Genomic DNA, 11575 nt, shown 5'->3' with positions numbered 1-11575 from the left:
TCATCGGGAGACGACGTCGGTCCACTCGGTCAGCCACTGCTCGCGGTTGGCCGCGATCTCCTCCGGGGAGACCTCGTAGGGCTCGGTGGGCTGGGGCGCGAACCGGGCCCAGTCGTCGGGGACCGTCGCCCCCGGCATGACCGGGAAGACGTACATCGACTCCGGCAGCGCGCTCTGCACCTCGTCGGAGAGCATCCAGTCGACCAGCGCCGCGGCGCCGTCGGGGTTGTCCGCACCGGCCAGCACGCCGGCGTATTCCACCTGCCGGAAGCAGGTGTCGAGCAGCGCCTCGGTGGTGGTCCGGCCACCCTCGACGGTGAAGGCCGGCGAGGAGTCGTAGGACACCACGACGGGGCGGGTGCCGGTCTCGGACGCGGCGGTGAAGTCGCCGTAGTAGGCGTCCTCCCAGCCGTCGACCACCTTGGCGCCGTTGGCGAGCAGGTCGGTCCAGTAGTCGCGCCAGCCGTCGCCGTGCTCGGCGACCGTGGCGAGGAAGAAGGCCATGCCGGGGCTGCTCGTGGAGGCGCCCGGCGTCACGAACAGGTCGGCGTAGGCCGGGTCGGTGAGGTCGGCCAGCGTGCGCGGCGGCTCGATGCCCTCCCGCTCGAACCAGGCGGTGTCGACGTTGACGCACACGCTCGCCGAGTCGACCGGCACCAGGCGGTCGCCGCCCTCGGCGAGGGCGTACTCCTCGGGCGGGGTGGTCGTCGTGGTGACCTCGTCGAACGCACCCTCGCCGAGCGGACGAGACGCGAAGGTGTTGTCGATGCCGAACGCCGCGTCGGCGATCGGGTTGTCGGCCGTGAGGCTCAGCTTGGTGGCGAGCGTGCCCGCGTCACCGGCTGCCCGCACCTCCAGCGAGTAGCCCGTTCCCTCCTCGAAGTCCCGCACCAGCTTCTTCGGGAGGGCGAACGACTCGTGCGTGGCGAGGACGACCGTGCCGCCCGCCTGCGTGGCGCCGGAGGACGCCGACTCGGTGGCGCTCGGGGCGTCGTCCCCCCCACCGCCGGCGAGGCTGCAGGCCGTGAGGGCGGACGCGGTCAGGGCCGTCACGAGGGCAGCGCGGACTCGTACGTGCAACATGGTGGACTCCCTATCGCCGGTGCTAACCGGATCAGGTTCGTAGGGTCTGCGGCTGTCCCGCACTCTCAGCACGCCCGCGCGTGCTCCCCTGTCTTGTGGCACCACCCTAGCCGCGGCCACCCACACCCCCGCCCGCCCCTCCGCCCGCACCGCGGCCCGCCACCTACGCTGCCTCCATGCCGAGCACCCGACACGACCTGCTGGCCCGCGCCATCCCGCGCCTGCGCCGCGCCGGCGACCTCGACACCGAGCCCGCCGAGCGGGCCCGCGTCGAGGCGCGGCACCGCACCCAGGACCGGTCGCTGCCGGTCCGGGCCACCCCGGGCTTCGCGAAGCGGTGGGAGGTGTCCGTGGAGGACCTCGGGTTCCCCTCCTACGTCCTCACGCCGCGCGACCGGCCCGTGCGCCGCACGCTGCACTACCTCCACGGCGGCGCCTTCATGGCACCGATCGACGCCTTCCACGTCCGCTACGCCACGCGGCTCGCCGACGCGATCGGCGCCCGCGTCGTGCTGCCCGACTACCCGCTCGCTCCCGAGCACACGTGGGCCGACTCGCACGACGCCCTGGTCGCGGACGCCGCGCGCTGGAGCGGCCAGGAGGGCGGTGCCGTGCTGGCCGGCGACTCCGCGGGCGGCGGGCTCGCCCTCGCCGTCGCGATGTCGGTGCGCGACCGGGGCCTGCCGGCCGCGAGCCACCTGGTCCTGCACGCACCCTGGGTCGACCTCACCACCTCCACGCCGGCGACGCGCGCGGCGGACCTCGTCGACCCGTGGCTCTTCTACACCAAGCTCGAGGCGTACGCCGGCTGGTGGGCGGGCTCGCCCGACGACCTCGGCCGCCCGGAGGTCTCGCCGGCTCTCGGGGACCTGTCGGGGCTGCCGAGGGCCCTGATGCTCTACGGCACCCGCGACCTCCTGCACCCCGGCTGCCGGCTGCTCGCCAAGCGGGCCGCCGACGCCGGCTGGGACCTGACCTCGATCGAGGAGCCGGACCTCATCCACGTCTACGGGCTGCTGCCGCTCATCCCCGAGTCGCGGCGCGCGTTCGACCAGGTCGTGGAGTTCCTGCGATGAGCACCCGGGTGCTCACCACGACCGTCGACGAACTCCCCGCGCGGACGGCGTACGACGTGTGGCGGCTGCGGCAGCAGGTGTTCGTGGTCGAGCAGGACTGCCCCTACCCCGACCTCGACGGGCGCGACCTCGAGCCGACGACTCGCCACGTCGTCCTGCTGGAGGACGACGAGGTGGTCGGCACGCTGCGCGTGCTCGACGACGGCGACGCGATGCGGATCGGTCGCGTGGTGGTGGCACCGGCGGCGCGCGGGCGCGGGCTGGCGGCACTGCTGATGGACGAGGCGATGCGCCTGTGCGGCGACCGCGCGGTGCGGCTGGACGCCCAGACCGGGCTGACCGCCTTCTACGCGGCCTACGGCTTCGAGGTGACCGGGCCCGAGTTCGACGAGGACGGCATCATGCACGCGCCGATGAGTCGGGCACGACCATGAGCACCGGGCCGAGCACCTCCTCGCGCACCAGCCGCGAGCCCGGCTCCACCCCGCCGATGACGGTCGGCGCGACCCACCAGCCGCCGTCGCGGTCGAGGACGTGGCCGCCGAGCGCCACGTCGGCGCCCTCGGACCTGGCCAGCGCGACGTAGCGCAGCACCCGGTCGCGGGCCACCGGCGAGCGGAGCGGCCCGCAGCGGGTGGCCGGGTCGGTCGGGTCACCGACCGCGACCTCCTCCATGGCCCCGAGCGCCGCGCGGAGCGCGTCGGTGTAGCGGTGGGTGGGCACGACGACGCTCGCCGGGAGCCGGCAGCCCTGCCCGGCGTTGGCCACCAGCTCGACGGCGGCGGCCCGCACCACGGCGTCGAGGTCGTCGTCGTCCGCGACCCGGACCGTCCGCGCCCCGCCGACGTCGAGTCGTACGCGCTTGCCGGCGCCACCGGCCGTCGCCCCGACCCGCTCGCCGACGACCGCCGACCCGGTGAAGGACACCTCGTCGACCCGGCGGTCGCGGGTGAGGGCGATCGCCACGTCGACGTCGCGGGTGGTGAGCACGTTGAGGACGCCGCGCGGCACGATGTCCAGCGCGATGCGGCCGAGCTCGAGGGCCGCGGAGGCCGCCTCGGGCGCGGGCTTGAGCACGACGGTGCCGCCGGCGAGCAGCACGCGGCCGACCTCCTCGATCGCCACTGCCAGCGGCGACGTGGCCGGGGTGAGCACGAGCGTCACGCCGGCGTCCTGCTCGGGGTCCGGCACCACCTCGTGGCCCATCGCGGCGATCGGCGCGTCGACGTGCGCCTCCCGCAGGGCGACCGGGACGCCGGTCTCGGCGGCGAGCAGCAGGGCGAGGTCGTCGGCCCGTGCGGCCAGCGCCTCGCGCAGCTCGGTGACGGCGTCCACGCGCAGGGCGGTGTCGGTGCTCCACGTCGTCGCGTGCCGGGCCCGCCACGCCGCCTCGGCCGCGGCGTGCGCGTCAGTCACGCCGGCGTCGGGGACGTCCCAGAGCCGCTCACCGGTCGCAGGGTCGCGGGCGGGGAAGCTCCACCCGTCGGCGGTGGCCCGCTCCGCGCCGTCGACCGGCAGCCCCGACGACCGGGCGTGCTTGCTCATGGGACAACTCCATCACGCCGGGCTCGGCGCGCCGAGCACCCCTCCGGTGTCCTAGGTTCGACCCGTGCGCGACGACCTGGGAGCCGATGTCCCGCTCGGCGCGCCCGCGAGCCGCGTCGTCTCGCTCGTCCCGTCGCTGACCGAGGCGCTGGCCGCCTCGGCGCCCGACCGGCTGGTCGGCGCCACCGAGTGGTGCACCCACCCGGCGGACCTCGGCGTGGCGCGGGTGCGCGGCACCAAGAACCCCGACCTCGCCGCCGTCCGCGCCCTCTCCCCCGACCTCGTCGTGGCCAACATGGAGGAGAACCGCGAGCTCGACGTACGCCGCCTCCGCGAGGCCGGCGTCGCGGTGTGGGTGACCCGGATCGAGACCGTCGAGGACGCGCTGGCCTCGATGTCGCGCCTGTTCGCCGAGGCCCTCGACCTCGCGGATCCCGGCTGGCTCGTCGAGGCGCGCGACCTCTGGTCCTCCCCGGCGCCGGCGCGGCTGCGGGTCGCGGTGCCGATCTGGCGGGACCCGTGGATGGTCGTGGGGTCGCCGACCTACACCGACGACCTGCTCACCCGGGCCGGGCTGGTCAACGTGCTGGCCGGCCGCGACGGGCGCTATCCGCCGGTCACGCCGGCGGACATCGACGGCGCCGGCGCGGACGTCGTGCTGCTGCCGGACGAGCCGTACGTCTTCACCGCCGACGACGGCCCGGAGGCGTTGGCCACCCCGACCCGGCTCGTCTCGGGGCGGCTGCTGACCTGGTACGGCCCGGCGATGGTCGAGGCGCACGCGGTGCTCACCGCGCTGCACCGGTGACGCCGGCCCATCGCTAACCTCCAGCCATGACCCGCGACCCGATCGGCGAGGCCCACCGCCAGTGGGTCGCCCACGGCTGGCGCGACGCCGCCGACGGGATGGCGATGGTGACCTCGGTCGTGCGGGCCCAGCAGCTGCTGATGGAGCGGATCGACGCGGTGCTCCGCCCGCGCGGGCTGACCTTCGCCCGCTACGAGGTGCTCCGGCTGCTGTCCTTCGCCCGCGGCACGGCCATGCCGATGTCGCGCCTGGGGTCGCTGCTGCAGGTCCACCCGACCAGCGTCACCAGCGCCGTGGACCGGCTGGTGGCGCAGGGCTACGTCGAGCGCGTGCGCAGCGCCGAGGACAAGCGCGTCGTACGCGCCGTGCTCACCGAGGCCGGCCGGCGGGCCGTCGAGGACGCGACCGCCGCCCTCAACGACGAGGTCTTCGAGCGGCCCGGGCTGCCCGGGGGCGACGTGCGGGAGCTGACCGACCGGCTGACCTCGCTCCGGACGGGGCTCGGCGACCTCTGAGGGGGTCGGGGTTCCGGCGGCTCCGGCCGGCTCGGTGGTCCCCGGATATCCGGGGACCACCGGCCCTACAGGTAGAGATCTCCACCTCGAAGCACGCAACTCGGGTGCACAGCACCCCCGCCCTTGTGACTTCCGAGTAATAGTTGGATGTCCTAGCATCGGACCATGGCCGACCTGCACACCCCGCGCAACCCGATCCGCCTCGTCACCGCGTCCGCGCTCTTCGACGGCCACGACGCCTCGATCAACATCATGCGGCGCATCCTCATGAGCCAGGGCTGCGAGGTCATCCACCTCGGCCACAACCGCTCGGTGCAGGAGGTCGTGGACGCGGCCCTGGAGGAGGACGTCCAGGGGGTCGCGGTGTCGTCCTACCAGGGCGGACACGTGGAGTACTTCGAGTACCTCGTCGAGTCGCTGCGCGCCGCGGGGGCCGGCCACGTCCGGGTCGTCGGCGGCGGCGGGGGCGTGATCGTGCCCTCCGAGATCACCCGGCTGCGCGAGTCCGGCGTCACCATCTTCTCCCCCGAGGACGGCCAGAGGATGGGCCTCGTCGGGATGATCAACTCGGTCGTCGCCGACTGCGACGTCGACCTCTGGCAGGACGCGCAGGTCACGGTCGAGCAGGTGCTCACCGGCGACCGGTTCGCCGTCGCGCGGGCCATCACCGGCGCCGAGGGCGGACGCCTGGACGAGGCGACCCTCGCCGAGATCCGCGCCGCGGCCACGCGCCGCGTCGTGCCCGTGCTCGGCATCACCGGCACCGGCGGGTCGGGCAAGTCCTCGCTCACCGACGAGGTGGTCCGCCGCTTCCGCACCGACCAGCAGGACAAGCTGCGGATCGCCGTCGTCGCGGTCGACCCGACCCGTCGCAAGGGCGGTGGCGCGCTGCTCGGCGACCGGATCCGCGCCAACTCCCTCGACGGCGACCGCGTCTTCTTCCGCTCGCTCGCCACCCGCGGCGCCCACGAGGTGCCCGACCACCTCGCCGACGTCATCGCCGTGCTCCAGGCCGCCGGCAACGACCTGGTGATCGTGGAGACCCCCGGCATCGGCCAGGGCGACGCCGGCATCGTGCCGCTCGTCGACCACTCCCTCTACGTCATGACGCCCGAGTTCGGCGCCGCCTCCCAGCTCGAGAAGATCGACATGCTCGACTTCGCCGACACCGTGGCCATCAACAAGTTCGAGCGCCGCGGCGCCAAGGACGCGCTGCGCGACGTCGGGCGCCAGCTGGTCCGCAACCGCGAGGCCTTCGGCAAGCAGCCGCACGACATGCCGGTCTTCGGCACGAGCGCGGCGACGTTCAACGACGACGGCGTCACCGCGCTCTACCAGCACCTGCGCGCCGAGCTCGCCGAGGCCGGCCTGGCGATCAGCGAGGGCACGCTCCCGCGCGTCGACGTACGCCACTCCTCCGGCATCCGGCAGGTCGTGCCGGCCGACCGGGTGCGCTACCTCTCGGAGATCACCGAGACCGTCCGTGGCTACCACGCGCGTACGTCCGAGCTGGCCGAGGCGGCGCGCACCCTCCAGCGCGTCCAGTACGTCGCCGACCAGCTCGGCGACGGCGACGCGGGCGGCGTCCCCGCGCTGCTCGAGGCGGCGCGCAAGGCCGTCCCCCACGAGGTCGTCGACCAGATCGAGCGCTGGCCGGCGGTCGTGGAGTCCTACTCCGGCGACGAGCAGGTCGTGAAGGTCCGCGACCGGGAGATCACGACCCGGCTCACGAAGGAGTCACTCAGCGGCAACAAGATCCCCCGGGTCGCGCTGCCGCGCTTCGCCGACCACGGCGAGCTGGTGCGGTTCTGGCGCAACGAGAACCTTCCGGGCTACTTCCCCTTCACCGCGGGCGTCTTCCCGTTCAAGCGCGACAACGAGGACCCGGCGCGGATGTTCGCCGGCGAGGGCGACCCGGCCCGCACCAACCGCCGGTTCAAGATCCTCTCCGAGGGCAATCCCGCCACCCGGCTCTCGACCGCCTTCGACTCCGTGACGCTCTACGGCCGCGACCCCGACCCGCGCCCCGACGTCTACGGCAAGGTCGGCACGTCCGGCGTCTCGGTGGCCACCCTCGACGACATGAAGGAGCTCTTCGACGGCTTCGACCTCGTCGCGCCGACGACGTCGGTGTCCCTGACGATCAACGGCCCCGCGCCGACCGTGCTGGCGTTCTTCCTCAACACCGCGATCGACCAGCAGGTCGACGTCTTCCGCGAGCGGGAGGGCCGCGAGCCGAGCGACGAGGAGCACGCCCAGCTCGCGGCGTACGCCCTCGCCAACGTCCGGGGGACGGTGCAGGCCGACATCCTCAAGGAGGACCAGGGCCAGAACACGGCGCTGTTCTCGACGGAGTTCTGCCTGCGGATGATGGCCGACATCCAGGAGTGGTTCATCGAGCAGCAGGTGCGCAACTTCTACTCCGTGTCGATCTCCGGCTACCACATCGCCGAGGCCGGGGCGAACCCCATCAGCCAGCTCGCGTTCACCCTCGCCAACGGCTTCACCTACGTCGAGGCCTACCTCGCGCGCGGGATGGACATCGACGACTTCGCCCCCAACCTGTCGTTCTTCTTTTCCAACGGCATGGACCCCGAGTACACCGTCCTCGGCCGCGTCGCGCGCCGCATCTGGGCGGTGACGATGAAGGAGAAGTACGGCGCCTCCGAGCGGTCGCAGAAGCTGAAGTACCACGTCCAGACGAGCGGCCGGTCGCTGCACGCGCAGGAGATGGACTTCAACGACATCCGCACGACGCTGCAGGCCCTCATCGCGATCTACGACAACGCCAACAGCCTGCACACCAACGCCTACGACGAGGCGGTCACGACGCCGACGGAGGAGTCCGTACGCCGCGCGCTGGCAATCCAGCTGATCATCAACCGCGAGTGGGGCCTGGCGATGAACGAGAACCCGCTCCAGGGCTCGTTCGTCATCGACGACCTCACCGACCTCGTCGAGGCGGCGGTGCTCGAGGAGTTCGACCGCATCAACGAGCGCGGCGGCGTGCTCGGCGCGATGGAGACGGGCTACCAGCGCGGGCGGATCCAGGACGAGTCGATGCTCTACGAGCACCGCAAGCACGACGGCTCGCTGCCGATCATCGGGGTCAACACGTTCCTCAAGGAGTCGGCCGCCGACACGCAGCCGCAGGAGATCGAGCTGGCCCGCGCCACCGAGACCGAGAAGGAGTCCCAGCTGTCCCGGGTGCGCGCCTTCCAGGCAGCGCACGGCGCCGAGGCGCAGCAGGCGCTCGCGCGGCTCAAGGACGCCGCGATCTCCGGCGAGAACGTCTTCGCGGTCCTCATGGACGCCGCACGGGTGTGCTCGCTGCAGCAGGTGACCGAGGCGTTCTTCGAGGTGGGTGGGCAGTACCGCCGCAACGTGTGAGTGCTGGCGGGGGCCCTGGCTGCGGATCTCCGGCTGCGGCTGGAGTCACCGGATATCCGGTGACCGCCGTGCTTCGAGGTAGAGATCTCCACCTCGAAGCACGGAACTCGGGTGCAAAGGTCGACAGACCGGACCGCAGACTCCTACTCCGGCGACGACACCCGCGACGACTCCGGCACCCGCCGGGCCTCGGCCTGCGAGCCGCGACGCTCCTCGCGCTCCGGATCCGCCGCCCGGGGAGCCACCCCCGACGACGAGGACCCCGACGACGAGGCCACCCCCGACGACGAAGCGCCCGAGGAAGCCGACCCCGACGCCGCGGGCAGGTCGAAGCGGAACACCGACCCCGTCCCGGGGGCCGTGGGCAGGCACTCGATGGTCCCGCCGTGGCGGTGGACGATCGTCTGGCAGATCGACAGGCCCATCCCGGTCCCGCGGAAGTTCGCCCGCACCGCGCCACTGCGGTGGAACCGCTGGAAGATCAGCGAGCGGTCGTGGTCCACCACGCCCACCCCGTCGTCCTCGACCTCGACGACCACGCGCGAGCCCTGCTGCTGGGCGCGGACCCGGACGTACGCCGGCTCACCGGGCTTGGCGTACTTCACGGCGTTGCCGACGAGGTTGCCGAACAGCTGCCGGACGGCCACCGGGTCGGCGTGGACGGGCGGGAGGTCGTCGGCCACCTCGAGCACGTCGTCGGGACCGAGGAGCCCGACCAGGGGGGCCAGCACGCCGTGCTGCCCCGCGAGCTCGACGTCCTGGGCGACGAGCTCGCCGGACTCCGCCATGGCGTGCTCGAGCAGGTCGTCGATGAGCTGGCCCATGTGGCCCGTCGCGCGCTCGGCGCGGCGCAGCGGCGCGAGCACCTCGGCCCCCGGCTCGAGGTCCTCGATGGCCAGCGAGAGCCAGGACCGGATGGCAGTGAGCGGCCCGCGGAGGTCGTGGGCCGCGGTCGCGGCGAAGCCGGCCAGCGGCTTGAGGCCGGAGCGGTGCTCGGTGACGTCCCGCAGCACGAGGAGCACCCCGGCGCCGCCGTCGTCCGCGAGCCGGCGGGTGAGGACGGTGCGGGAGACGGCGAGCACGGCCTCCTCGCCGTTGGCGAGCGGGACGACGACGTCGCCGACCCCCAGCTCGGCGCGCGCCGCGTCGGTGTTGTCGGCGGCCGGGTGCAGCACGAGCGCGACCAGCGCGGCCAGCGCGTCGGCGTCGGGCGCCCCGGGCCGGACCCGGTGGGCGAGCCGCCGGCTGGCGCCGTTGCTGCGCTCGACGCGCCCGTCGCGGTCGAGCACGACCAGGCCCTCGCCCATGCTCTCAGTCATCTCCGCCAGGAGCTCGGCCTGCTCGGCCGCCTCGCGCTGGGCGCGGGTCACCGTCGCGAAGAGCTCGTCGATGCGGTCGCTCAGCGCACCGACGAACAGGCCGGCGAGCAGCACCGCGACCAGGAACACCTGCGAGACCAGCGCCTCGGCGAGCGGGTCCGACAGGCGGGCGAAGGAGCCGTGGTCGAGCAGGCTGAGCCACAGCCCGATCGACCCCAGCGTCAGGGCGTGGAGGGCGGCGGGGAACGTGCGGAAGCGCGCGGCCGACCACACGGTCAGCGCGATGACGAGGAACGCGAGCGGGTAGGGCTGCAGGAACAGCACGACGGTGATGACGACGGAGCCGACCCACAGCAGCACGAGCTCCGTGGTCGAGCCGCCGTGCGCCCGCGCGGGGACCTGCTGCGTGCGCCACTCCCAGGCGAGGTGGCCGACCCCACCCACGGCGAGGATGCCCGTCAGGTGGCGCGCGAACCACGCCACGGCCGTCGACGCGTCCGTCGGCTCGCCGTCGACCCACAGGCCCGTCGTGCCGATCGCCGCCCCGACGGTGCACGCGAGGACGGCCGCCACGCCCGCGAGCACCAGGGTGCGCGGCATGCGCAGGCTCGCGGTCCCGCCGGCGCCCAGCAGGCTCGGGCACCAGCGCCGCAGCAGGTGGCAGAGGAGCCACGTCTGCACCGCGACGGACACGGAGCCGAAGAGCGTGACCGTCAGGGACGCGCCGGTGCCCCACACGACCCCTCCGTGCACGAGCGCGAGGGGCACGAGCACGCGCCACTGGTGGCGCGGCGACTCGGCCAGCATCCACAGCGCCGCCACGCCCGCCGCGGGCCACACGAGGCTGACGGTCGCTCCGTCCACCACCGTGGTCCGCCCCAGCAGCGCGAGGACGGCGTAGGCGCCGGCGAACGCGAGCACCGTTGGCACCGGCAGGGGGCGCTGCGCCCGGCTCACGTGCGGGCCTCCAGGCGCTCGAGGGCGTCGACCAGGTCGGAGGCGCGCGCGAGCGCCTCGGCCTCGGGCGAGCCGGAGGCCGCCGCGGGCGCCAGCAGCGCCACCTCGTCGCGGAGCGCGACGGCGCGGTGCAGCACGGTCGTACGGTCGCGTGCCGCCCGCTGGTCGCCCGCGGCCACCCAGCGGTAGCCCATCCCGGACTCGCCACGGATGACCTGCGGGTCCTGGCCCCCGTCGCGCAGCTTGCGGCGCAACGAGGCGATGTGGACCCGGAGCGTCGGGTAGACCTCCTTGCGGGCCCGCGGTCCCCACACGGTCGCCGCCAGCCTCTGGTGGGTCACCACGGCGCCCGCCCGGGCGGTGAGCGCGTCGAGGAGGCGCCACTCGGTCTCGGTCAGCCGGATCTCGCGGCCGCTGCGCGACAGGGTGCGCGCCTCGACGTCCACCTCGATGTCGCCGTACGTCCGGCGCGGGTCGTCGGCGAGGCCGCGCGAGCGGCGCCGGGTCACGGCGTGCAGACGCGCGCGGAGCTCGCCGACGTCGAACGGCTTCTCGATGAAGTCGTCGGCGCCCGCGTCGAGCGCGTCGGCCTTGCGGCGGCGGCGGTGGGTGCCCGACACGACGAGGACCGGCAGGTCGGACAGCTCGCGCACCTCCCTGATCACCTCGATCCCGTCGAGGTCCGGCAGTCCGAGGTCGAGCACCATCAGGTCGGGGCCGGACGTCGTCACCAGCTCGAGGGCCTCGCGCCCCGAGGCGGCCTCGACGGCGTCGTAGCCCACGACCCGCAGCACGTCGACCAGCGCCTCCCGCGTGGAGGCGTGGTCCTCCACGACGAGGACCCTCAGCATGGGAGAACAGTAGGGCCACCGGGCCCCGCTG

At 73.9% G+C, this 11575-nt stretch carries 9 protein-coding genes and 1 riboswitch; of the genes, 5 read left to right on the top strand and 4 right to left on the bottom strand.

Features of this window, described 5'->3' with window-relative positions:
* Positions 1-1083, bottom strand: a complete 1083-nt coding sequence (locus SHK17_RS02255) for a thiamine ABC transporter substrate-binding protein (protein ID WP_322920946.1) — start codon at positions 1081-1083, stop codon at positions 1-3.
* A riboswitch (TPP riboswitch) is annotated at positions 1074-1183 on the bottom strand. (Overlaps the previous gene by 10 nt.)
* A 76-nt stretch (positions 1184-1259) precedes the next feature.
* Between SHK17_RS02255 and SHK17_RS02250 the strand changes: the two genes are divergently transcribed.
* Positions 1260-2159, top strand: coding sequence for an alpha/beta hydrolase (locus SHK17_RS02250; protein ID WP_322920945.1), 900 nt, complete (start codon positions 1260-1262; stop codon positions 2157-2159).
* Positions 2156-2593 (top strand): GNAT family N-acetyltransferase, encoded by a 438-nt coding sequence (locus tag SHK17_RS02245; protein ID WP_322920944.1) that lies wholly within the window; start codon positions 2156-2158, stop codon positions 2591-2593. The genes SHK17_RS02250 and SHK17_RS02245 overlap by 4 nt, the downstream gene beginning before the upstream one ends.
* Here SHK17_RS02245 and SHK17_RS02240 read toward each other — a convergent pair.
* Entirely contained in the window at positions 2559-3704 is a 1146-nt protein-coding gene (locus SHK17_RS02240; RefSeq protein ID WP_322920943.1) for an aldehyde dehydrogenase family protein, read from the bottom strand. The two genes, SHK17_RS02245 and SHK17_RS02240, sit on opposite strands and share 35 nt — an antisense overlap.
* A 64-nt stretch (positions 3705-3768) precedes the next feature.
* Between SHK17_RS02240 and SHK17_RS02235 the strand changes: the two genes are divergently transcribed.
* From SHK17_RS02235 to icmF, 3 genes are all read left to right on the top strand, one after another.
* Positions 3769-4512 (top strand): helical backbone metal receptor, encoded by a 744-nt coding sequence (locus SHK17_RS02235; protein WP_322920942.1) that lies wholly within the window; start codon positions 3769-3771, stop codon positions 4510-4512.
* Positions 4513-4538: 26 nt separating this feature from the next.
* Positions 4539-5027, top strand: a complete 489-nt coding sequence (locus SHK17_RS02230; protein WP_322920941.1) for a MarR family winged helix-turn-helix transcriptional regulator — start codon at positions 4539-4541, stop codon at positions 5025-5027.
* Positions 5028-5192: 165 nt separating this feature from the next.
* Positions 5193-8417: a fused isobutyryl-CoA mutase/GTPase IcmF gene (icmF, locus tag SHK17_RS02225; RefSeq protein ID WP_322920940.1), complete on the top strand. Its 3225-nt coding sequence runs from the start codon at positions 5193-5195 to the stop codon at positions 8415-8417.
* Between the two features lie 143 nt (positions 8418-8560).
* On the opposite strand, the gene SHK17_RS02220 is transcribed toward icmF, so the two are convergent.
* Both SHK17_RS02220 and SHK17_RS02215 read right to left on the bottom strand, forming a co-directional pair.
* On the bottom strand, positions 8561-10693 hold the full coding sequence (locus tag SHK17_RS02220; RefSeq protein ID WP_322920939.1) for an ATP-binding protein: 2133 nt from the start codon (positions 10691-10693) through the stop codon (positions 8561-8563).
* The gene (locus SHK17_RS02215) at positions 10690-11544 is read right to left on the bottom strand and encodes a response regulator transcription factor (RefSeq protein WP_322920938.1); all 855 of its coding nucleotides are present in this window, start codon (positions 11542-11544) and stop codon (positions 10690-10692) included. The genes SHK17_RS02220 and SHK17_RS02215 overlap by 4 nt, the downstream gene beginning before the upstream one ends.
* Positions 11545-11575: the final 31 nt, after the last annotated feature.

Source organism: Nocardioides renjunii (genome assembly GCF_034661175.1).
Taxonomy (GTDB): domain Bacteria; phylum Actinomycetota; class Actinomycetes; order Propionibacteriales; family Nocardioidaceae; genus Nocardioides; species Nocardioides renjunii.
Note: the sequence above shows the minus strand (reverse complement) of the source record. Positions and strands in the feature narration are given on the sequence as shown.